At 60.4% G+C, this 21,668-nt stretch carries 19 protein-coding genes; 11 read left to right on the plus strand and 8 right to left on the minus strand.

The features are described 5' to 3' along the window. Positions 1-34 precede the first annotated feature (34 nt). From HZB60_05745 to HZB60_05780, 8 genes are all read right to left on the minus strand, one after another. A complete protein-coding gene (locus tag HZB60_05745; GenBank protein MBI5059268.1) occupies positions 35-1,576 on the minus strand; it encodes an acyl-CoA carboxylase subunit beta in 1,542 nt (513 codons plus the stop codon). A 13-nt stretch (positions 1,577-1,589) separates the two neighbouring features. Continuing rightward, positions 1,590-3,749: a VWA domain-containing protein gene (locus HZB60_05750; protein ID MBI5059269.1), complete on the minus strand. Its 2,160-nt coding sequence runs from the start codon at positions 3,747-3,749 to the stop codon at positions 1,590-1,592. Positions 3,750-3,776: 27 nt separating this feature from the next. Continuing rightward, positions 3,777-4,793 (minus strand): tRNA (adenosine(37)-N6)-threonylcarbamoyltransferase complex transferase subunit TsaD, encoded by a 1,017-nt coding sequence (gene tsaD / locus HZB60_05755; GenBank protein MBI5059270.1) that lies wholly within the window; start codon positions 4,791-4,793, stop codon positions 3,777-3,779. Further along, the gene (locus HZB60_05760; GenBank protein ID MBI5059271.1) at positions 4,790-5,461 is read right to left on the minus strand and encodes a class II aldolase/adducin family protein; all 672 of its coding nucleotides are present in this window, start codon (positions 5,459-5,461) and stop codon (positions 4,790-4,792) included. Before HZB60_05760 ends, tsaD begins: the two co-directional genes overlap by 4 nt. Continuing rightward, the gene (serS, locus tag HZB60_05765) at positions 5,448-6,731 is read right to left on the minus strand and encodes a serine--tRNA ligase (GenBank protein ID MBI5059272.1); all 1,284 of its coding nucleotides are present in this window, start codon (positions 6,729-6,731) and stop codon (positions 5,448-5,450) included. Before serS ends, HZB60_05760 begins: the two co-directional genes overlap by 14 nt. Before the next feature lie 18 nt (positions 6,732-6,749). Further along, positions 6,750-8,138: a sugar transferase gene (locus HZB60_05770; protein MBI5059273.1), complete on the minus strand. Its 1,389-nt coding sequence runs from the start codon at positions 8,136-8,138 to the stop codon at positions 6,750-6,752. 77 nt (positions 8,139-8,215) lie between these two features. Next, the gene (locus HZB60_05775; GenBank protein ID MBI5059274.1) at positions 8,216-8,695 is read right to left on the minus strand and encodes a hypothetical protein; all 480 of its coding nucleotides are present in this window, start codon (positions 8,693-8,695) and stop codon (positions 8,216-8,218) included. Positions 8,696-8,835: 140 nt separating this feature from the next. Then, positions 8,836-10,662: a peptidylprolyl isomerase gene (locus tag HZB60_05780; protein ID MBI5059275.1), complete on the minus strand. Its 1,827-nt coding sequence runs from the start codon at positions 10,660-10,662 to the stop codon at positions 8,836-8,838. Positions 10,663-10,866: 204 nt separating this feature from the next. Here HZB60_05780 and uvrB point away from each other — a divergent pair, with 204 nt between their 5' ends. The 11 genes from uvrB (at position 10,867) to HZB60_05835 (ending at position 21,598) form a co-directional block, all read left to right on the plus strand. Next, a complete protein-coding gene (gene uvrB, locus HZB60_05785) occupies positions 10,867-12,849 on the plus strand; it encodes an excinuclease ABC subunit UvrB (protein ID MBI5059276.1) in 1,983 nt (660 codons plus the stop codon). Then, positions 12,846-13,580: a hypothetical protein gene (locus HZB60_05790; GenBank protein MBI5059277.1), complete on the plus strand. Its 735-nt coding sequence runs from the start codon at positions 12,846-12,848 to the stop codon at positions 13,578-13,580. The genes uvrB and HZB60_05790 overlap by 4 nt, the downstream gene beginning before the upstream one ends. Further along, positions 13,577-14,833 carry a phosphoribosylamine--glycine ligase gene (purD, locus tag HZB60_05795; GenBank protein ID MBI5059278.1) on the plus strand — a complete coding sequence of 419 codons (1,257 nt, stop codon included), beginning with the start codon at positions 13,577-13,579 and terminating at the stop codon, positions 14,831-14,833. Before HZB60_05790 ends, purD begins: the two co-directional genes overlap by 4 nt. Then, the gene (locus HZB60_05800) at positions 14,830-15,921 is read left to right on the plus strand and encodes a sigma-54-dependent Fis family transcriptional regulator (GenBank protein ID MBI5059279.1); all 1,092 of its coding nucleotides are present in this window, start codon (positions 14,830-14,832) and stop codon (positions 15,919-15,921) included. The genes purD and HZB60_05800 overlap by 4 nt, the downstream gene beginning before the upstream one ends. Next, a complete protein-coding gene (locus HZB60_05805; GenBank protein MBI5059280.1) occupies positions 15,908-16,393 on the plus strand; it encodes an LptE family protein in 486 nt (161 codons plus the stop codon). Before HZB60_05800 ends, HZB60_05805 begins: the two co-directional genes overlap by 14 nt. Beyond that, entirely contained in the window at positions 16,393-17,028 is a 636-nt protein-coding gene (locus tag HZB60_05810) for a threonylcarbamoyl-AMP synthase (GenBank protein MBI5059281.1), read from the plus strand. Before HZB60_05805 ends, HZB60_05810 begins: the two co-directional genes overlap by 1 nt. A gap of 46 nt (positions 17,029-17,074) precedes the next feature. Beyond that, positions 17,075-17,947: a DUF3108 domain-containing protein gene (locus tag HZB60_05815; protein ID MBI5059282.1), complete on the plus strand. Its 873-nt coding sequence runs from the start codon at positions 17,075-17,077 to the stop codon at positions 17,945-17,947. 263 nt (positions 17,948-18,210) lie between these two features. Further along, a complete protein-coding gene (locus tag HZB60_05820) occupies positions 18,211-19,443 on the plus strand; it encodes a fibronectin type III domain-containing protein (GenBank protein MBI5059283.1) in 1,233 nt (410 codons plus the stop codon). Positions 19,444-19,462: 19 nt separating this feature from the next. Further along, positions 19,463-20,086 carry a hypothetical protein gene (locus tag HZB60_05825; GenBank protein MBI5059284.1) on the plus strand — a complete coding sequence of 208 codons (624 nt, stop codon included), beginning with the start codon at positions 19,463-19,465 and terminating at the stop codon, positions 20,084-20,086. A 16-nt stretch (positions 20,087-20,102) separates the two neighbouring features. Then, a complete protein-coding gene (locus HZB60_05830) occupies positions 20,103-20,939 on the plus strand; it encodes a hypothetical protein (GenBank protein MBI5059285.1) in 837 nt (278 codons plus the stop codon). Continuing rightward, positions 20,939-21,598: a hypothetical protein gene (locus HZB60_05835; protein MBI5059286.1), complete on the plus strand. Its 660-nt coding sequence runs from the start codon at positions 20,939-20,941 to the stop codon at positions 21,596-21,598. The genes HZB60_05830 and HZB60_05835 overlap by 1 nt, the downstream gene beginning before the upstream one ends. The last annotated feature ends 70 nt before the right edge of the window (positions 21,599-21,668 follow it).

Here is a 21,668-nt window from a genome sequence, read left to right on the forward strand (position 1 = left end):
CTATCCTCCGAGTTGAAGCGGATGTGATCCGGGATTAGAGCGGGATATTGCCGTGTTTTTTGCGCGGGTTGGCATCGACCTTGTGCTCGAGTAGTTGCAATCCGGCGATCAGGCGCGAACGCGTGTCGGCCGGGTCGATCACTTCATCGACGTAGCCGCGCGCGGCGGCGGAGTAGGGATTCGCGAATTTCTCGGTGTATTCGGCGACCTTTTCATCCTTGGTCTTGCCGGGGTCGGCGGCGGCCTTGATTTCGCGGGCAAAGATGATCTCGACGGCACCGGCGGCACCCATGACGGCGATTTCCGCGGACGGCCAGGCGAAGTTGAGGTCGCCGCGGATGTGCTTGGAATTCATGACGTCATACGCACCCCCGTAGGCTTTACGGGTGATGACGGTGATTTTGGGGACGGTGGATTCACAAAACGCGTAGAGCAGTTTGGCGCCATTGCTGATGATGCCGCGCCACTCCTGGTCGGTCCCGGGCAGGAAGCCGGGCACATCTTCAAAGACGATGAGCGGGATGTTAAACGCGTCGCAGAAGCGCACGAAGCGCGCGCCCTTGCGTGAGGAGTCGATGTCGAGGCAACCGGCCAGCACCGCGGGCTGATTCGCGACGATGCCAACGGAGTAGCCGCCGATGCGGGCGAAGCCCACGACGATATTCTGCGCCCAATCGCGATGCACTTCGAGGAAGGAATCCGCGTCCACCACGCGCGTGATGACGTCCTTGATGTCATAGGGCTTGTTGGCATTGTCCGGGATCAGCATGCGCAAGGACTCGTCCTGGATCGGCTGATCGGGCGCGGGCAGCCGCGGTGGATCTTCGAGGTTGTTCTGCGGCATGTACGAGACCAGGCGGCGAATCGTCATCAGACAGTCGGCCTCATCCTCGTTGGCGAAGTGCGCGACGCCGGAGCGTCCCGCGTGGGTATCCGCGCCGCCGAGGTCCTCGCTCGAAATATCCTCGTGGGTGACGGTCTTCACGACTTTGGGTCCGGTGACAAACATGTAGCTTGTTTTGCGGACCATGAGGGTAAAGTCCGTGATCGCGGGACTGTACACGGCACCTCCGGCGCAGGGTCCGAGTACCGCGGAGATTTGCGGGACGACGCCGGACGCCAGCGTGTTGCGGAGGAAGATCTCGGCATAGGCGCCGAGCGAAACGACGCCTTCCTGCACGCGGGCGCCGCCGGAGTCGTTCAGGCCGATCACGGGCGCGCCCGTCTTCATGGCCATATCCATGATCTTGCAGATCTTTTCGCCATGCGCTTCGGAGAGCGAACCGCCGAACGCGGTGAAGTCCTGCGAAAACAAATAAACATTCCGGCCGTCAATGCGTCCGAAACCGGTCACGACGCCGTCGCCGAGGATTTGCTGTTCGTCGAGGCCGAAATCGTGGGAGTGATGCATGACCAGCGCATCCAATTCAACGAACGAGCCGGGATCGAGCAGGATATGGATCCGCTCCCGCGCGGTCAGCTTGCCTTTGGCGTGTTGGGCCAGAATGCGGTCTTCGCCGCCGCCCAACTGCGCCTGAGCCCGCCGCTCATTCAGAATTTGCAGTTTGTCCAGCATAGATGATATGAGTTTACAGCATTCCGCTGCGCTTGCGGAGCATCCATTCGGCGGCGAGCAGAGCGATGACGATCCAGAGCATGGTTGACTTGTTCCACAAGGGGATTTCGCGCTTGCTGGTCACGACGCGGGATTCCGGCTGAATTGCATTGAGCAGAGCCGCGGCACCGGACGCCGGCGCAAATGAGCCGTTGGAGAGTTCCGCTACTCTTGTTAGTATATCAAACCGCGCGCGCGGGTCAACGAGCTCGATATTGAATGCTTCGACGCCGAAGATCCCGCCATCCGAACCGAGCGTGTCCGTTCCGGCGAGCGCCCGCCCGCTGAACCGATACTCGCCTTCCGCCCAGGGGACCAAGTCGCCCTCGTAGCGGCCATTGCCGCGGCTTCGCATAGGAACGCGCTCGGCGCGATCGCCTGACGTCGCGGTAAGGTCGATGGTGGCGTCGTCGCGCGGCTGGAGGTCCGAGCCATAGACCTGCGCGATGAATCGCGCGCGTTCTCCACCGGAATAGAGTTTTTTGGCGGTCTTGATGATGACCCGTCGTTCTTCGGCGGGGGCAATCAGCCACTTGACGGTTCGCGACATCAGTTCATCATAGAACGTCGCCGCGTTTCCGCCGGACGCGAGCTGCAGCCTCCAGCGTTGGGTACCCCAGCAGAAGATCGCGGCTCCGCGGCGACCGGGAAAACACCAGTAAGCCACGGCCGGCTCGTCTTCGGGGATTCCCAGCGCCGCGCGGGACAAGCGGGCGACGACTTGCACTCCGGCGTCCACGCGGTAGTTGCCGTTCCCGCCGAAGGCGGGCGGAAGCGCGGACCATTCCGCGGGCAGTGGATTCTTGCTGGCGAGAGCGGGATGAGTGCCGGACTCGCGCAGCGTGACGCGCTCCGCGGAGGGCAACTGCTTGGTCAGCTCAAACGGCAGCAGCTCTCTGAGCTGGGCCAAACGGCCGGAGGCGACTTGGCCGCCCGCGAGAAATAGTACGGGGATGCGCTGGTCCGTTGCCGCTCGGAGCAGGGTGTTGAGCGTGGATTCGGAGGTGAACCGGGTCGGGAAATTGGCGAGGATGATCAGCTTGGCCGCTTCCAGTTCGGAGGCGGTGGGCGCGTCGTTGCGGTCGATGAATTTGCCCTGTCCGGCCTCGACGAACGCAGTCAGCTCGATGGTGGAGTCCATTTCGAGGGACTGGCGAAGCATCGTCAGGTCGGGCGCGGGCGGACCGGACAGGATTACGACCCGTGATTTGTTTTCGAGCACGGTGATGATGACCGAGCGTCGGTTATTGTCGGCTGTGACTTCGCCGGGAACGCTATCGAGCACCGCGGTAACCCGGAGATCGCCGACGGAAGCGGCTTCGAACTCCATGCTGACGGTCAGCTCGGTTTGGTCCTCGGTGAACCGCAGATTCTCCTCCCCGAGCGGCGCACCCTGCGGTCCGAGTAGCCGCAGGCGCGCGGACCGGGACTTGAGCCCTTTGGCGCGCACACGCAAGTCCACGGGAACACGCGAATGGAGGTAGGTGAGTTCGTTGGTCAGGATGTCGGCGATGACCGCGTCGTTTCGTGAACTCGTATCGCCGAGACCGATCGTGTGAATCGGTATGGCCGCCGAGCTGGCTTCACGTTCCGGACTTGCGCCCAGATTGTAAGAGCCATCGGTGAGCATGATCATGCCAACCAGGTTTTCGGCGGCGAGGGCCTTCCGCGCTGTGCGCCAAGCACCCGCCAGGTCGGTTCCCACGCCCGCCGCAGGCAAGCGCTGGAGCGAATCGAACGGGCACTCAGTGGCGGTATCGGCGAAGCTGAACGTTCGAAGCTGCACACGCTCGGCCAGGTGTTTCAACTCTGGTGAGCGCAGCAGGGCGTTGGTGGTCGCCAAGCGGTTGTCGCCGAGCGCGGACACGTCCATCGAAGCAGACTTGTCAACCAGCAGGGCCACGGTCGGCCGCTGGCGCTCCGAGCGGAAGAAGCTCAAGACCGGTTCGAAGAGCATCAACAAGATCAGGATGAGGGCGAGGCTGCGCAGGAGCCAAAGCACGGTGCGGCGCACGGCAGCGACCGGCGGGAGCGTGTAGCGATAGACCACGACGGCCAGCGCGACGGCGGCGATCGCGAGCAGGACATAGAACCAGACGCTGGACCCGAATGTCAGCCGAAAATTGGAGAGCAAGAGGGGTGGAATTGAGGGGGCTGACACTTATTGGATGGTGGTCACGTTGACGGCGTCAAGCGGCCAGCGCGGCAGCGCGGCGTCGTTCGCATCCGGCATGGCGGCGCGTTCGAGTTTGTAGGCCAAGTACCCGATCATGGCGGCGTTATCCCCGCAGTATTGCAGAGCGGGGTAGTAGAATGGAATCGCGGAGGCGCTGGCGCTCGACGATAGCCGGGTTCGCAAGAGGGAGTTCGCGGCTACTCCGCCGGCGCAGAGGAGCGCGCGCGGTTGGAGCGTCGATATGGCGCGCCGGGTCTTGAGAACGATGGACTGCACGGCGGCTTCGCGGAAGGCGGCGAACAAGTCGCGGAAGTCCGACTCGCTCGGCGATCCACCGAGATCGCGCAGGGCATAGAGGAACGCGGTCTTCAGACCGGAGAAGCTGAAATCGTATGAGTTATCCTGCATCGGAACGGCGAACTTGAAGCGTCGAGGATTGCCTTGTTCGGCCAATGAATCAAGCGACGCGCCGGCGGGAAACGGCAGGCCGCCGAGCTTTCCGACCTTGTCGAACGCTTCCCCAACGGCATCGTCGATGGTGGAACCGAGCAGGCGATATTCCCGCAGTCCAAGTACTTCGACCAGCAGCGTGTGACCGCCACTGGCAACGAGTCCGAGGAACGGCAACGGCAGTTGACCGTGTTCGATTTCAGGCGACCAGAGATGCGCTTCGATATGATGGATTCCGCGAAACGGCTTGTTCGCCGCGAGGGCCAGACCCCGGCAGAAGTTCGTACCGACGAGCAGTGAGCCGACCAACCCGGGCCCGCGTGTAGCGGCGAACAGATCTACGGAAATTGGATTGACGCCGGCCGCGCATAGTGCTTCGTGAGCGAGCACGGGAAGCAACTCCAGATGGGACCGTCCCGCGAGCTCGGGGACCACTCCGCCATACTGGGCGTGCACGGACTGGGTCTCCGTTCGTGTCGCCAGGACATCGGTATCCGATAGAATGGAGCAGGAGCTCTCGTCGCAGCTCGACTCGATTGCAAGCGTAATCATGAAGGCGGCGAGGCCTTCGCGCTACCCGGCCCCGGGGAAGCAGTCCGCAGCTCGGCAAGCTGGGTCTCTGTGAGCGGCATGGTCCGGCCAAGGATTGTCGCCTGAATCTCGGCGACGGCGAGGAATTCGGCGCGTTCCATCCGGTGCAGCGCTTCCGTGATCGTGCCGCCGACCGTGACCGAACCGTGATTAGCGAGGATGTAAACGCCGGCATCACGGTCCGTGGCGATCAGTGTCTCGCCGAGCGCTGCGGTGCCCGGGCTGACAAATGGCACCAGCGCCACACGACCGAGCAGTAACGCGGATTCCGCGAGCAGGCTTGCGTCCGGTACGCGACGCGCCACCGCGAACGCGGTCAGGCCGGGCGCATGCGCATGCAGTACACAGGCGATTTCGGGACGAGCGCGATACAGGGTCTGGTGCAACCGCCATTCGCTCGATCCGCCCTCAGGCGCGGGATCGTCGACTCCACTGACCACAAAGTCGTCCTGCCGCAGCTCCCGTTTTTCGATCGCTTTGCGGGTCAAGACGACTCGGGTCGCATCGAGGCGGGCGGAGAAATTGCCGTCCGTGGCGGGGAGACAGTGGGCGGCGGCGAGCACCCTCGCGACATGCTGCAATTCGCGGATGACGGCTGCGAGGTGCCCCTCCACCCTATTGCACCCCACCAGGCGTAATCAATCCGAATCCGGTATATTTCTTCAATGCGGCCGGAACGGTGAAGGTTCCGTCGTCATTTTGACAGGATTCAAGCATGGCGACGATGACGCGGGATGTGGCGAGGCCGGAGCCGTTTAGCGTATGCACGTATTCCGGTTTGCCGGACTCCTTGCGACGGAAGCGGATGTTAGCGCGCCGTGCCTGAAAGGACTCGAAATTGGAGCAGGAGGAGACCTCGAGCCAGCGTTTTTCGGCGGGAGCCCAGACCTCGAGATCGTAACACTTCGCGGCGCCGAACGAAAGGTCGCCGGTGCACAGCAGCAGGACGCGATAGCGTAGGTTCAGCGCTTCGAGCAACGCCGTTGCGTCGGTTACCATGGATTCCAGTTCATCGTAGGACGTCTCCGGAACGACGAACTTTACCATCTCGACTTTGTTGAATTGATGGACGCGGAGGAATCCGCGCGTGTCCTTGCCGTAGGATCCCGCTTCACGCCGGAAGCAGGGTGAATATCCGCAATAACGAATCGGGAGTTGCGCTTCGGGCAGCAACTCATCGCGATGGAAGTTCGTAATCGGGACTTCAGCCGTGGGAATCAGGAACAAGTCGTCGATTTCGCAGTGGTAGAGCTGGTCCTCAAATTTCGGCAGTTGCGCGGTGCCTTCGAGGCTGGTGCGATTGACGACAAACGGAGTTGAGATTTCGGTGTACTTGCCGGCCGTGCGGTGCGAATCGAGGAAGAAGTTGATCAGCGCGCGTTCGAGAATAGCGCCGGGACCGACGTAAACCGGGAAGCCCGGTTCGGTAATCTTGGTGCCGCGGGGGAAGTCGAGCATCTTCAGCGACTCGGCGAGCGCAAGGTGATCCTTGGGCGCGAAATCAAACTTGACCTCGCTTCCCCAGTCGCGGACCACGACGTTCTGTTCGGCGGACTCGCCGGCAGGGACCGATTCGTGCGGCAGGTTGGGGATGCGCATCGCGAGAGCCTGGAGCTCGGATTCTATGGCACGCAGACCATCGTCGCCGTTGGCGATCCGCTCGCCGATTTCGCGGCTTTCGGACTTCAAGGCGTCAATGAGCTCGCCGGCCTTGGCTTTCAGAGCAATGTCACGGGTGACCGCGTTGCGGCGCTCTTTCAGGGCGTCGGTTTCGGCCACGAGGGCGCGACGACGGCTGTCTGCTTCGAGGAGCTTTGGGACGATTTCGCGCTCGCCTTTGAGCGCAAGGCGGGCGGCGACGAAATCGGGGTTTTCACGCACAAGGCGAATGTCAAGCATGGATAGCGAGTCTCTTGCTCAGACGCCCTCACCGCGCAGCATGACGAATAGCGTCATGAAGAGGATCTTTGCGTCCAGCGGCAGGGACATGTTTTCGATGTAGTAAAAGTCGTACGTCAGCTTCAGCGGGATTTGCTCCGTCCCCGAGTCATACTTGAGATGCACCTGTGACCAACCGGTCAGTCCGGGTTTCACATTGAGGCGTCGTTCGTAAAGCGGGATCTCGCGGAGGAACCGGCGCACGAATTCAATTCGCTCGGGCCGCGGTCCAACGAGACTCATCTGTCCGACCAGTACATTCAGGAGTTGCGGCAGTTCGTCGAGCCGCGTGGCGCGAATAAACCGGCCTACCGCGGTGATGCGGGGATCGCGCTCGACGGCGAGCACTGCGCCGGTCCGGGCTTCGGCATTCTGGAACATGGAGCGGAACTTGAGCAGCGGGAAGACTCGTCCGTTGAGTCCGACGCGTTGCTGCACAAAGAAGACGGGGCCCCGCGAATTGAGCGGGATCGCCACGAGCAGCAGCAGCCACACGGGCAGGCTGAGGATCAAGAGGCAAGCGGAGGCGGCGATATCGAAGAGCCGCTTGAATCGCTGCTCGGTCCACGAGAGCAGTTCCGGCCGCAACTCGATCAGGGGATGGCCGTGCAACGCGGCGGGCCGCACTTCACCGATGAGCAGCGGATACAGATTCGGGGAGATGAAAGAGCGGACCCGGGCACCGCGGAGGATTCGCATGAGGCGGAAGAGCGCCTGCGCTTCCGTCGGTTCCGTGGCGAACAGCACAGTCTGAATTCGATCGGCGGCAACTCGTCGTCTGAAGTCCGCGAAGTTGCCGATGATGGGCACCGGCGCGGCGCCGGAGTCGGCAGCGCCGAGACAGCCCGCAATCCGGAAACCGAGTTCCGGATGCGCCCGGACATAGCGTGCCACGGCGATTGCTTCGTTCCGCGATCCGACGAGCAAGGTACGCCACGTGCCGATGCCGCGGATGCGGAGATCGCGCAGGATCGTGGACAGGGCGACCCGGTTTCCCGTGACAATCAGGATCAGACCGGCGGCATACGTGGCGAGGATAACGCGGCTGGACGGGAGCGGATCCTGCGGATTAAACGTCAGGATGAACAGAATAAGCGCACCGAATCCTGCGGCGCGCAGCGCATCGTGGAGAATTCGCCGCCGCTGTCGGAGCGGATCATAGCGATAGAGTCCGAAGACGGAAAAGATCAGCAACCAATAGCACAGCACAATCGCGCTGGGCAGGACGAGTTCGGCGGCGCTAAATGGAACCGGATTCGTGAACAGGCCTGACTTGAATCTGGCCGCATAGGTCGCGTAGAACAGGCCTTCGATCAGGGCGACATCGGCCACCAGGAGTAGTGAGCGCAACACCCAGAGTCGCGTCATGGCAGGGGCCCCGGCGCAAGCATCGGCTCACGCAGTGGCAGGCTCCGGATCGGCGAAAACCATGGGGAAGATGCTGATCATCGTAAAGACGATCCAGTAGGACGCCCACGGGATAACGTACTCGGCGGTGAAGCAGATGAGCATGCCGACCCGAAGTTCGTATTGGCAGCAAGGGCTTTGATCACGTCTTCAATCGGCCCGCTTTCAATCTTGTACACATGCTGCAGATCAAACTTCTCAATCACTCGTTCACTCATCCAGCGGCTGCGGAGAATCGAGAGCGCGACCTCGCCGTAACTATCCCCAAAGCCTGCCACGTTTCCTGCCAGGCCGGCGAGCGCGCCGAGCTTAGACGCGACCAGCGACCCGATCCCCTGTTCTTCGCTTTCCTGAGAACGGACAACAGCGATGACGCGATAGCGCTGCGGGACGATGAATGTGATCACGGCAACCACCAGCGCGACACCGAAGGAGGCGGTCAAGATGAGTTTGCGCCAGCGGAGCAGGAACGCAAGGAAATCCAGGAGGTTAACCTGGTATTTGATCTGGTCGGGCATATTGGGGTCCGAAGGGCGGGATTATCTGAGCTAAAGTAGGTATTTTCAGCCAATAAGTCAACAAGTTGCCGTGAGAAAAGACGACCGAACCCTGCGGATTCGGTCGTGAAGTCATCGGACGTACTTGCCGAAAGGCCGCCTTAGTAGTCCGTGTAGTACAGATGCCGGTTATCGACCACTCCGATCTCCTTTTCAGCCGTGGCGAGCCAGTCGGAGTACACACTATTCTGCTTGGTCTGCCTCAGGCGGTCGCTGATTTCCTTCTGTTTAGCGGCAAAGGCGGCGGAGTCGGCCTCGGCCTTCGCGAGGAGCACGGCGACGTAGCCACCTCGCGTGTTGCTAAGCGCATCGCTGAGCTGACCTGGCCGCAAGTTAAGCAGGGACTTGGCGATCGCCTCGTCGGAACCAAAGCCCTTGAAGAAATCGCGCTGGAGGTGATCGCCGGTGGTATCGACTTTGAGGCTTTCGCGTGCGGCGGCATTCAAGAACGCTTCGGGCGTATTCACGCGCGCCCGGAACTTCTTGGCGGCTTCCAGGGCGAGCGCTTCCTGTTTGTCACGCAGGAGTTGGCCGCGGATCAGGTGTTCCACTTCGGTGAGCGGAGTCACGCCCTCCGGTGAAACATCTTTGACCGCGCAGACAATGTAGGCGTCGTCAGACTTGATTTTGGTGCGATAGACATAGCTGATCGTGCTGATCTTTGACGAGAAGGCGAAATCCATGGCGGGTTGCAGTGCGCCGAGGCCGGGGATTGAGCCCTGCGGGCTTTTCAGGAACCAGTCCGTTTCCTTGATTTCGAGATTAGCCTTGGCGGCCGAAGCATCGAAGCCGTCGGTTTTGGCGGCATCGGTGAAGTCCTTGGCCTTCTGGGCGGCGCGTTCATCGGTATCCTGGCCGACTTTCCACTTGACGAGAATGTGCTGGGCTTTCGCGGAGTCCGTGGGAGATTCTCCGGCGCGGGCTTCGACCTTGATGACGTGGACACCGAAGCGCGTCGGGATCGGGCCGACCACCTTGCCGATTTCGGCGGCAAAACAGGTGGAATCGAACTCCTTGACCATCCGCCCGCGACCGAACCAGCCGAGCTCTCCGCCCTGCTTGGCGCTACCCGGATCTTCCGAGAATTCCTTGGCGAGCTCGGCGAAGCTCTCACCCGCCGTCGCGCGCTGGACCATTTCCTGGGCGAGTTCGATGACTTGCAGGCTGTCTTCGCGCGTCGCCACCACGGGCACGGCGATATAGGACAGCTTGCGGCGTTCTTTCCGCTGATAATCGACTTTGTGTCCGACGTAGTACCGTTCGACTTCCGCCGCCGTAATCGACGTGGAATCGACCGGATAATTTCGCGCGGGGAACGAGACGATCGCGGCATTGAGCTTGCGCGACGTGATGACGTACTCATCCCAGACTTCCGTCGGCGTCACAAAGATCGGCGCGATGATACGGTCGATCACCTTCTGGTTGCCCATCGATTCCCGATAGTCGGCTTCGAGCGAGACCAGAATATCGGCGGATTGCGGGTTGCGCAGAAACTCGTCGTATTTCGAGCGATCGAACTGGCCGTCAGTCAAGAAGGCTTGATTGGTGCGCAGCCAGCTTGGCGGGTTATTCTTGACCGCGAACGCGACCTCCGCATCGGACGTCACGAGGCCGAGCTTATCACGGTACGCAGCCATGAGTTCGCTACGAACGAGATCATCCCAGACCTGTTTGCGGAGTTGCTTGACTTTGGCGTCGTCCATGGTCGCGGTGGTGTCCCGCTGGCGCTCGGACTGCACACGGTCCTGGACGAGGCGGTTGTAGCGGTCATAGAGGATTTCGCGGTCGCCGACTTTTCCGACGACACCGTCTAACTGTTGCCCGCTATTGAAGCCACCCATGCCCCACGAAAAGACAATCGTTCCGAGAAAAGCTGCCACCAAGATCCACATGATCAGGGGCATGTTTTCCCGCATCTGCGTCATCATCAGCCGTGTCTCCCGATATCCATATGATTTTGTTAAACGTGTAATATACAAACTCCATTTGGGAAATGCAATAGCCCGGCACCTCTGAGTTTAGACCGTCAAATTGGTAGTCGGAATCGGAAGTCCTTATGATTATAGCTTTAGGGAGTTCCTCAGTCTGCCACCGGACTTGCAGTTTTGGCAGTCAAACGCTAAATTACGGACATGAAGAAGTTCGAGCTCATCTCGGAGTTAAGACCTCAGGGGGATCAGGCGCAGGCGATCGGGGAGCTTGTGACGGGGATTCGCCGGGGGGACAAGTTTCAGACTCTGCTGGGGATCACGGGGTCCGGGAAGACGTTTACGGTGGCCAATGTGATTCAGCAGGTTCAACGTCCGACGCTGATCATGTCGCATAATAAGACCTTGGCAGCGCAGTTGTACGGTGAGTTTCACAGTTTTTTTCCCAATAACGCGGTCGAGTTCTTCATTTCCTACTACGACTACTATCAGCCGGAGGCGTACTTGCCGACGACCGATACGTATATCGAGAAGGAGACGGATATCAACGAGGAGATCGATCGACTCCGGTTACGGGCGACGTCGTCGCTGATGCAGCGGGAAGACGTGATCATCGTGGCCTCGGTCAGCTCGATCTACGGTCTGGGATCGCCCAAGGACTACAAGGAGCTCCTGCTGTTTGTATCGATGGGCGAAGAGGTCGATCGTCGAGAGCTGCTGCGACGCCTGGTGGATATGCACTACACGCGGAATGACATTGAGTTCCCGCGCGGTACGTTCAGGGTCCGGGGGGACGTGGTGGAGATTCACCCGGCGTACGAAGAGACCGCGTACAGAATCGAGTTCTTCGGCGACACCGTCGAGGCGATCAAGCAAATCAAGATATTGACCGGGGACGTCCTGGAGGCCCCGGAGTCGGTGGCGATCTATCCGGCCAAGCACTTTGTGACGTCGGTACCGAATCTCAAGCGGGCGATGACTTCGATCGCGGCCGAACTCGACGAGCGCGTGACCGAGCTGCGCGGCCAGAACAAGCTGTTGGAAGCTCAGCGGATCGAGCAGCGAACGCGGTTCGATCTGGAAATGATGCGGGAGGTCGGTTATTGCAGCGGAATCGAGAATTATTCGCGCCACCTCTCCGGTCGGCCGACCGGCGAACGGCCGGATACCCTGTTTGACTATTTCCCCAGGGATTTCCTGTTGATCGTCGATGAGTCGCATGTGAGCGTGCCGCAGATTCGCGGGATGTACCGCGGCGACCGCCAGCGCAAGGAGACACTGGTCGAGTACGGCTTCCGGCTGCCGTCGGCGTTGGACAATCGGCCGATGCTGTTTGAGGAATGGGAGCGGATGGTTCAACAGTGCATCTTCGTCAGCGCGACGCCGAGCGAGTATGAGCTGGAGCAGAGCAAAGGCGTGTTAGTCGAGCAGATCATCCGGCCCACGGGGTTGATTGACCCGGAGATCAGTGTCCGTCCCGTGAAGGGACAGATCGATGACCTGTTAGGCGAACTGCGCGCAATTGTGGAGTGCAAGGAGCGGGCCCTGGTCATTACGCTGACCAAGCGGATGTCCGAGGACTTAACCGAATACCTGAAGAACCTGAACATCAAGGTGCGTTGGCTGCACAGCGAAGTTGACGCACTGGAGCGCGTGGAGATTTTGCGCGATTTGCGGCTTGCGCAATTTGACGTGCTGGTCGGCATCAATCTATTGCGGGAGGGCCTGGACCTTCCGGAGGTCTCCTTAGTGGCGATTTTGGATGCGGACAAGGAAGGGTTTCTGCGCAGTGAGCGCAGTCTGATGCAGATCTCGGGACGGGCGGCGCGGAACGTGAATGGCCGGGTAATTTTTTATGCCGACAAAGTCACGGATTCCATGCGGAAGGTGATCGACGAGACGGAGCGCCGGCGGCGCATTCAGCGTGACTACAATGAGGCACATGGCGTCACGCCGCGATCCGTGGTCAAGTCCATCGAGGACGTACTCATTTCGACGACGGTCGCGGATGCGCGGATCAAGGAGATCGTTCAGGAGGCGCAGCACGATTTCCTGACCGTGGCCGGGTTCGAGGAGTTGATCGCGCGGCTGGAGAAGGAGATGAAGGCGTCGGCGAAACGTCAAGAGTACGAGCAAGCAGCTCAGCTGCGGGACGAGATCGAGCGATTGAAAGCGAAACTGAAATGAAGCAACGGTTGGCGGTGGTCGCTGTGCTCATTGCCTTCAGTGTGTGGGTCGGGCTGTCGTGCAAGAAGTACCCGACGGATCCTGAGCATCCGATCGAAGCGACGGTAGCGGGGGGGTACGTGGGTGTGGCGGCATTGGGCGAGCCGGTTGCCAATGTGCGGATCGAAGTCACTCAAGCGGACTCGGCCGATTTCAGCGGGGCGATAGCCTATCGCGGAGCAACGCTTGCACTCAGTAATATCTACACGGACTCGGCTGAAGACACGCTGTGGTTCAATTTTCACCGGGACGGAACGCTTTATCGCGCGCAGGCGGAGATCCAGGATATCGGCCTGGTCGTGCATGTGCAGGAGCCCTCCGGGGTCAGCGATTTCCGCGTAAATCGAGAGTTTAGCGGGTACAATCTCACGGGTTACTGGAGCGGCCAATTGTCCAGCACGCAGTGGAGCACGGTGAACGACGCGCAGTTTTCGATGGATCAGCGGGGCGCCCTGTTCGCGGGAATCGTGACGACCTCCTTCGTGCAGGCCTATCAATTCCAATTGACCAGTGGCGGCGTCAACGCCGGATCATTTCAGTTACAGGGCGTGCTGGTACTCGGGGGGACGTCCTATCCGACATTGTGGTCCGGCACTTACACCGGACGAGATACGGTGAGCGGAGTGTGGGACGGCGGGGATCAAGGCAGCGTTGACAGCGGCCAGTTCATCTTCTATCGGAGCTACCGGTGAGAATCGCGGTTGTCGGATCGGGCGGACGGGAACATGCCATTCTGCGCAAACTGGCACAGAGTCCAGGGCAGCATGTCCTGTTCGCACTTCCGGGAAACGGCGGAACACCGCCGCTGGCCAGCAACATTTCCGTCGATGTCTCAGATGTTAGGGGACTGTATTCAGCGCTGGTCGGTGTGCAGCCTGATCTGGTCATCGTTGGTCCGGAGCAGCCGCTGGCGGCAGGCCTCGCCGATCTTCTTCAGGCCGGTCGCATTCCTTGCTTCGGTCCGAGTGCGGCCGCGGCCCGAATCGAGTCGTCCAAGGTATTTGCCAAGGAACTGATGCGAGCGCTGGGCGTACCCACCGCACGGTTCGAAGTGTTTTCTGAGTTTGAGCAGCTCGCGGCCTACTTGATTTCCGCCGGGCCGGGAAATTGGGTAGTGAAGGCCGACGGCCTGGCGGCGGGCAAGGGCGCATTTGTTTGTGACGACAATGCGCAGACGCTGACCGCGGCACGCGCCCTGCTGGTCGATGGCGTGCTCGGAGTCGCCGGGAGTCGCGTCGTACTTGAAGAGCGGCTTCACGGTCCTGAAGTGTCGTGCATGTTCTGGAGTGACGGCACGGACTTTCGCGCGCTGCCGGCGGCGCGGGACTACAAACGGGCGTTGGACGGTGACGCCGGACCGAATACGGGAGGGATGGGTTCGGTTTGCCCGGCGCCGGGGTGGAACGATTTGCTGCTATCCGCGGTTGAACAAGACATCGTGAGGCCGGTATTGCGCGGGCTTGCGGATCAGGGAACTCCGTTTGTGGGAGTCTTGTATGCCGGTCTGATCCTGACCGACGCCGGGGCACAGGTGATCGAGTTCAATTGTCGCTTGGGCGATCCCGAAACACAGTCGGTTCTCGCGGTTTGGGATGGGGATTTCGCGGAGCATGCCCGGGCGTGCGCTCACGGGAAGCTCGCCGCGCTTCCGCCTGTTGCTCAGGTGAACACGGCGGCGGTGAGCATTGTGTTAGCGGCATCCGGCTATCCGGCGAGTCATGCGAAGAACATCAGCCTGCGGCAGATTCCGGATGGCCCGGCAGCTTACACGCTTCATTCAGGAACGTCGCTGCAGGGCGCGGAGCCAGTGAGCAGCGGCGGCCGGGTGCTGAACGCCGTGGGTATTGGAACGGGGGTTTCCGCGGCATCGCGCCACGCATACGAACTGGCTGCCAAGCTTGCGGTTCCCGGGTTGCGCTATCGAACGGACATCGGTCAGGGATGAGTGCGGCCTCTGCAGCCATGCGCTCGCTATTAGGCGAGAGCGTCGCGATGAAGAGCTTGCGATCGCTGATCCTGCAGGTCGCGCCGACGGATATCTCTGTCTTGATTATCGGCGAAAGCGGAACCGGCAAGGAGCTGGTGGCCCGCGCGATCCATGAGAAATCTCAGCGGTCAGCGAAACCCGTCCTGATCGTCAATTGCGGCGCCATTCCCGAGGGGATTTTCGAAAGCGAGATCTTCGGCCATGAGCGCGGCAGCTTCACCAGCGCAGACCGGCAGCGCTTAGGCTATTTTGAACAAGTTGACGGCGGGACGCTGGTGTTGGACGAGATTGGGGAAATGCCGTTACCGGTTCAGGTGAAGCTTCTGCGGGTGCTCGAAACCGGGGAATTCATGCGGGTGGGGTCGAGTCGCACGCAGCGGGTGAATGTGCGGATGATTGCGGCGACAAATGTCGATCTGGCGGCGGCGGTTTCGCGCAATGAGTTCCGGCAGGACCTGTATTACCGACTCAAAGCGGTCACGATTTCGGTACCGCCCTTGCGCGACCACGCGCCGGACATTCCGCTGTTGGTTGAGGAATTCGCGCGGAGATTCTGCGAGCGGAATCATCTGCCGATCCCGCGAATTGGCGACGAGGCCAAGCGGTTGTTGATGGGACAGTACTGGTCGGGCAACATCCGCGAGCTGCGCAACACCGTCGAATCCGCGCTGACGCTGTCGCGGGAGCGCGGCGAGTTGACTGTCGAAGATTTCCGATCGCACTTGCCGCAGAGCGGTTCCCCGCACCTGTTGCCGGTTCCGCTGCATCGTCAGCCGGAAGCTTTGGAACGCGAATTGGTGTTACGGGCACTGCTTGATTTGCGGCGCGAAGTCGGCGAGGTCAAGCACTTGTTGTTGGCCGCCATCGCGCGGGTCGAGGCGACGGCGGACCCCGCGGGGGCGAGTTCCAAGTTAGAGGATTTGGAGCGCGACCAGATCATGAAGACGCTTGAGCAGAACGGCGGCAATCGCCGGCGAACGGCGCGGGACCTGGGAATCGGCGAACGCACGCTTTACCGGAAGCTCAAGGACTATGAAATCGGTTAGCGCGTTGCTCGCGGTGGCCCTGCTTGTCGCGGGCTGCAGCTACTCGTTTCGGGGCCAGAGTGCTGGTGCGATCAAGTCCATTTCGATTCCGACCTTTGAGAATCTTTCGACGGAATTCGGCATCGCGGACTTGGTCACGCAGACGCTGACGCGTGGTTTTCAGCGCGACGGCACGTTGCGCGTGACGTCGGAGTCCCAGGCGGACGCCATTTTGCGCGGCCGGATCGTGCGCGTCGAGGATCAACCCTATACGGCCCGGGCGAATCAAGTGGTTGAAGAATATCGGTTCGCGATGAGCTGCGAGATTGAGCTGATCGACAATGCGACGCAGAATCCGCTGTGGACGCAGGTTTACCCCGCCTGGGCCATCTATCCGTACACGGGATCGCTGGAGAATCGCAATGCCGCGATTGAAGAAGCGGTCGGTAAGCTGCAACTGGATATACTGAATAAGATCGTCGGTAGCTGGTAATGATCCTGCGTGACCTATCCGGTGCGAATTTCGTCGCGGTGGTCGCCGACACCGTGGAAGCGATTCGCCGCGGCGACCTGGTGCTCTTTCCGACGGATACGGTGTACGGGATCGGCGGTTTGGCGTTCAGCCAGACCGTTTTCGAGAAACTGCAGCGCGTCAAGCCGGAACGCGGCGCGAAACCGACCGCGGTTTTGATCGACAGCATCATCCGCATGAGCCAGTGCGCGGGGGACGTGCCGTCGCCGCGAATTGTCGCGCTCGCCGAGCGCTTCTGGCCGGGTCCGCTCACGCTGGTCTGGAAGACGTCGGGCGCGATCCCCGAGGAGTTTCAGACCCCGGATCGCTCGTTGGGTTATCGTGTGCCGAAATCTGATTTTCTGCTACAGGTGTTGAGCGCAATTGAGGCTCCGTTGTGGGCAACCAGTGCAAACTTGCCGGGGCATAAGCCTCCCGGTTTCTTCGGGGAAGTCAGCCCGGCCGTGACGGGAGCCTGTGACTTTGTGGTGAAAACCGGAGAATTACTGCAAGGTCGGGCGTCCACGGTGGTGGACGTTCGAGGCAAGGAGCCGGTCGTCGTTCGCGAACTATCGGTGAAGGAGTCGGAGATTATGTCGGTGTGGAAGCATGCCTGACCGGGGAACGAAATTTGCACAGCTTGGAGAAATGCTGACTTTGCACGTGAGACCGCCGACCCATCTGCTGACGTTGATTGCGCTGGCCTTGCTGCTTCGCGGGTTCGCGCCTGCTCCGGGCGTGGCCGAGGAACGACCGGACCTGGTGAGTGTGGATCCGTTGGGCCGCGCCGATTCCGCCATGCGCGACTTGCCAACCATCATCACGCCGGAATACTGGCTGGGCGAGGAGATGGAGTACAAGGTCGTGTTCGGCTTTGTACCGGCGGGCAAGGCAAAACTCGCCGTGCTTGACACGACCCGCCTGAACGGTGAGCTGGTAATGCGCGCGATGTCCAGTGCGCGCAGCGCGAAAGCCTATGACTTGATTTTCAAGGTACGTGATACGATCGAAACGTGGATCGACGCCGATTCGGTGTACACGCATCAATTCCGCAAGCGACTTCACGAGGGCACATACAACGACGACAAGTTAGTGAAGTTCGACCTGGCGGAGTGGTTGGTGCATTGGTGGGACGACGGCAAGGCCAAGCCGGTGATCGCGGTGCCGCCGCGAGTGCAGGACGTGCTCTCCGCGGGCTTCAAGGCGCGCCTGTTGCCGTTGGCCGTCGGTGACACGATGTATATCACGACTCATGACGTGAACAAGACGTATGACTTGATGGTCATTACGCACGCGCGCGAGACCGTGGAGTGTGAGCTTGGATCATTTGATTGTTTGAAGGTCGAGCCCGTGTTCCGCAGCGGAGGACTGTTCAAGAAGGAGCGCGGGGCGCGCGTTTATGTCTGGGTAACCAACGATCAATACCGGATCCCGATCCGAATGCAGTCGCGGGTCTCGTTTGGCTCCTTCATGGCCGTGCTCGACAACTATCGTCCTCCCTACTCCCGCTCCGGAATCCAAACGATTGGACCATAGCGAGACCGTTGAACATGCATTCAGGTGCGTGGCGGCGCGGCGATACCGCGCCGTTTCTGCATCGCCGGATGACGGAGATTTCTGCGAACCGCCGAAATCGCTTGACATCATGCACAAATCTGCTTTATTAGGCGTAGTCCCTGTCAGTCGCGTGACCTCATTCGCTGCCATCGCGCGCGTCTTGAGCAGCAGCTGCGCTGCAGGGCCGCCAGCGACCGTTCCACTCCCTTAACTCTCAACTGACAATTTCTCACGACCGGCTCATGCCCAGACTGTTGCGCCTCTTTGCATGGTGGATGGCCGTTACGGCGTCCATCGCGCTGGCCCAGGACATCCTCGTAACAGCGCAGGGTCCGGCGCCTCGTGACGTTGCAATTGCCGACGTGCCCAATGATGACGGCACGTCGATGGTTGTCACGTGGCAGCCGAGCCCCTTGCCGGGATTCCAGATCTTCGGGTACGAAGTGCGATTGTCGGAGAATGACCGGGACGGATTCGTGGTCGTCGGAGCGGCGCCCGCGCTGGCGCGCGATCTGACGGTGAGTTCCGGGGAGAATTTCCGGATCAGCCACCGCGGGCAATATTTCGCGCAAGTCGTCGCGCTCGATTCAACCTTGGTCGCGGTGCCGGACTCGTTTCGCGCGGATTCGGTGGTGTATCGCACGGCCAAGCGGTTGCGCCGGAGCGAGTCGCCGGTGAGCGCGATGTTTCGCCCACAAGTCTCGTGGTTCAATACGAACCGGGTGAACATCTTGTTGATGATCCTGGTCTTTTTTGCGCTGGTGCTCTACTGGGTTAAGCGGGCGAAGCGCGGCGAAACGCTGAAGTTTCGCCGTTTGGCGGGAATCGACGCGATCGACGAAGCGATCGGACGGGCGACGGAATTAGGGAAACCCGTGCTTTATGTACCGGGCACTCAGAACATCGAGAATATTCAGACGATCGCGTCGATTCAGTTATTGACATCGGTAGCATCGAAGTGCGCAAACTACGACACCCCGATCATCGTACCGCTGAACCGCGCGTTTATGGTGGGAGTCGCCGAAGAGGCGGTGAAGCAGGGCTATCTCAACGCGGCACGACCGGACAGCTACAACCGGGACAATATTCGCTATCTCTCGGATGAGCAGTTCGCGTTTACGAGCGGAGTCGCGGGGATCATGATGCGCGAAAAGACCGCGGCTCACCTGTATCTCGGAGCCTTCTTCGCGGAGTCCTTGATCCTCTCGGAGACCGGATTCGCCAGCGGGTCGATCCAGATCGCAGGGACGGCGAACGTGCATCAGCTGCCGTTTTTCGTAGTCGCCTGTGACTACACATTGATCGGCGAGGAGTATTTTGCGGCGAGCGCGCTCGTGACACAAAACGCGGACATGCTGGGGACGGTCAAGGCCACGGACTGGTTCAAGCTCGGGTTGATCGTGCTGCTGGTGGCCGCCATGATTCTCGAACTGTTTGGCGTTCACGTTATCGCCAGCTGGTTCTCCGTAAGCTAACCCGGACCCGAATTCAGGCATGAGAAGAGAGATTCCGCTGCTGATTACGTTGGTATTTGGGCTGTTTATGATTGTCCAATACTTCATTCCGCACCCGACGGTGAACTTGCTTGCCGGTCAGTTGCAGGGTTGGGCGATCATCGTGATCGCATTTTCTTATGTGCTGGGGTCGGCGAATATCCTGCGGATCAATGGCGAGTTGGTCTATCGCAAGGCGCCGCATTGGCCGTACAAACTGGTATTGGTGCTGGGCTTCTTTCTGATGGTGATCCCGGGTCTGGTGGGCGGCATCAAGGAAGGAGACTTTGCCAACGATCGGTTGTTCAACAATATCTACACGCCGATGTCGGCGACGATGTATGCTTCGCTCGCGTTCTTCATCGCCTCCGCGGCCTTTCGCGCATTTCGAATTCGGACGTGGCAGGCCGCGGTGCTGGCGATCACCGCGGTACTCGTGATGCTCGGGCGGATTCCGCTCAGCGCGTCGATTTGGAAAGACCTGCCGCCGGTCGTGGACTGGATCATGAATGTGCCGAATACCGCCGCGCAGCGCGGAATTCTGATCGGGGCGGCGCTGGGCGCGATTGCCACCGGGCTCAAGGTTATCCTGGGCATTGAACGCAGTTATCTGGGTCGGGAATGAGCGAACAAGGAAATACATGAGCCATCTCTTTCTGTCGAAACTTGAGAAGCTCGACCGGCGTTGGATCTACCTGTTCATTGCGCTCAGTGTCGCGCTGCCATTGTTTCTGAAATTCGGCATCGCGCCCGCGGTGACGCCGCCGGTTCGCGCATTTTACAACGCGATCGAGGAGCTGCCGGCCGGTTCGTTAGTGCTGCTATCCGCGGATTACGATCCGGGCGGCAAAGCCGAATTGAATCCGATGATGCAGGCCACCCTGCGCCACCTATGTGAAAGGCGCCTGCGCTTTGTGGTGATCACGCTGTGGTCCACCGGGCCGGCGCTGGTCGAGCAGCAGGTGAATTTGATCTGTCGCGATGAGTACGGGCTGAAGTACGGCGAAGATTACTGCTACCTCGGCCAGAAAGAGGGGCGGGAGGCGGTGATTGTGGAAATGGGCCGCTCGCTGCGCAGCGCATTTCCGTTGGACTACTATCACACGCCGATTGAGCGGATTCCGCTCATGCGGACCGTGGAAAATTATGCGAGTTTCGCTTTGCTCGTCAACATCTCGGCCGGCTATCCCGGCACCAAGGAGTACGTGCAGTATGTTCAGGCGCGCTTCGGGATCCCGATTGTCAGCGGCGCGTCAGCGGTTTCGGTTCCTGAATACTCCGCTTACCTGCAGAGCGGGCAATTGCGCGGATTGTTGACCGGGATCAGCGGGGCGGCAGAGTATGAATCACTCCTGAAGAAACCGGGGTTGGCGCTGATTACGATGGGCGGTCAGACGACCGGGCATTTGATTATCATCTTTTTCATCGTCGTCGGCAACGTGATCTTCTTCATCAACCGTCGGTCAAGGAGCGCTTGATGGATTTTCTGTGGAGCAGCGTTGCGGCCTTCTGTACGGTAGCGGTGCTGAGTTTCCTGTATAAGGACAATCCGTTCTACAAGTTTGCCGAGCACCTCTTTGTCGGAGTCGCGGCAGGCTATGTGGTTTGCACCGAGTTCTACAATGTGATTCTGCCGAACTTGTGGCGTCCGCTTTCCACCGGACAGAACTACTTTCTGCTCATTCCGCTCTTGATGGGGGCGGCCTTGTTTACGCGCTTCTCGTCCGGGCTGTCCTGGATCTCGCGGTACCCGATGTCGTTGATTATCGGCGTCTATGCGGGGCTGGCGGTCATTGGCTTTGCCTCCGGCGATCTGGTGCTGCAGGTGCAGGCGAGCTTGATCCCGGTGATTTCGGTGCCATCGATTGAGCATTTCGCCGGCAATCCCGGGGCGTTGACCTTCCTCGGCATGCTGGACAATCCGACATTTACCATCGGTCTGGTGTGCGTGCTGTTTTACTTCTTCTTTTCGATCGAGCAGCGGGGTCCGTTGCGATACGCGGCGATTGGCGGGACCGCGCTGCTCATGGTGGGCTTTGGGGCCGGCTACGGCTACACCGTGATGAACCGGATCGCATTGCTGTTCGATCGACTGTATTTTCTGATGGTCGAGTATCTCAAAGTCGCGACGGTGTAAGACTGCTGGCCGAACAGGTGCCGATTCACAAGATGCGAAACGCCGCGGTTGATTCCGCGGCGTTTTCCGT

The sequence above is a fragment of the candidate division KSB1 bacterium genome, from assembly GCA_016214895.1.
GTDB lineage: Bacteria > Electryoneota > RPQS01 > RPQS01 > RPQS01 > JACRMR01.

Excerpts from the sequence above, each read along its gene's own strand:
- HZB60_05745 (MBI5059268.1), bottom strand. The coding sequence starts at position 1,576 with ATGCTGGACAAACTGCAAATTCTGAATGAGCGGCGGGCTCAGGCGCAG.
- tsaD (MBI5059270.1), bottom strand. The coding sequence starts at position 4,793 with ATGATTACGCTTGCAATCGAGTCGAGCTGCGACGAGAGCTCCTGCTCC.
- serS (MBI5059272.1), bottom strand. The coding sequence starts at position 6,731 with ATGCTTGACATTCGCCTTGTGCGTGAAAACCCCGATTTCGTCGCCGCC.
- HZB60_05770 (MBI5059273.1), bottom strand. The coding sequence starts at position 8,138 with ATGACGCGACTCTGGGTGTTGCGCTCACTACTCCTGGTGGCCGATGTC.
- HZB60_05775 (MBI5059274.1), bottom strand. The coding sequence starts at position 8,695 with ATGCCCGACCAGATCAAATACCAGGTTAACCTCCTGGATTTCCTTGCG.
- HZB60_05780 (MBI5059275.1), bottom strand. The coding sequence starts at position 10,662 with ATGATGACGCAGATGCGGGAAAACATGCCCCTGATCATGTGGATCTTG.
- uvrB (MBI5059276.1), top strand. The coding sequence starts at position 10,867 with ATGAAGAAGTTCGAGCTCATCTCGGAGTTAAGACCTCAGGGGGATCAG.
- HZB60_05790 (MBI5059277.1), top strand. The coding sequence starts at position 12,846 with ATGAAGCAACGGTTGGCGGTGGTCGCTGTGCTCATTGCCTTCAGTGTG.
- HZB60_05800 (MBI5059279.1), top strand. The coding sequence starts at position 14,830 with ATGAGTGCGGCCTCTGCAGCCATGCGCTCGCTATTAGGCGAGAGCGTC.
- HZB60_05805 (MBI5059280.1), top strand. The coding sequence starts at position 15,908 with ATGAAATCGGTTAGCGCGTTGCTCGCGGTGGCCCTGCTTGTCGCGGGC.
- HZB60_05810 (MBI5059281.1), top strand. The coding sequence starts at position 16,393 with ATGATCCTGCGTGACCTATCCGGTGCGAATTTCGTCGCGGTGGTCGCC.
- HZB60_05820 (MBI5059283.1), top strand. The coding sequence starts at position 18,211 with ATGCCCAGACTGTTGCGCCTCTTTGCATGGTGGATGGCCGTTACGGCG.
- HZB60_05825 (MBI5059284.1), top strand. The coding sequence starts at position 19,463 with ATGAGAAGAGAGATTCCGCTGCTGATTACGTTGGTATTTGGGCTGTTT.
- HZB60_05830 (MBI5059285.1), top strand. The coding sequence starts at position 20,103 with ATGAGCCATCTCTTTCTGTCGAAACTTGAGAAGCTCGACCGGCGTTGG.
- HZB60_05835 (MBI5059286.1), top strand. The coding sequence starts at position 20,939 with ATGGATTTTCTGTGGAGCAGCGTTGCGGCCTTCTGTACGGTAGCGGTG.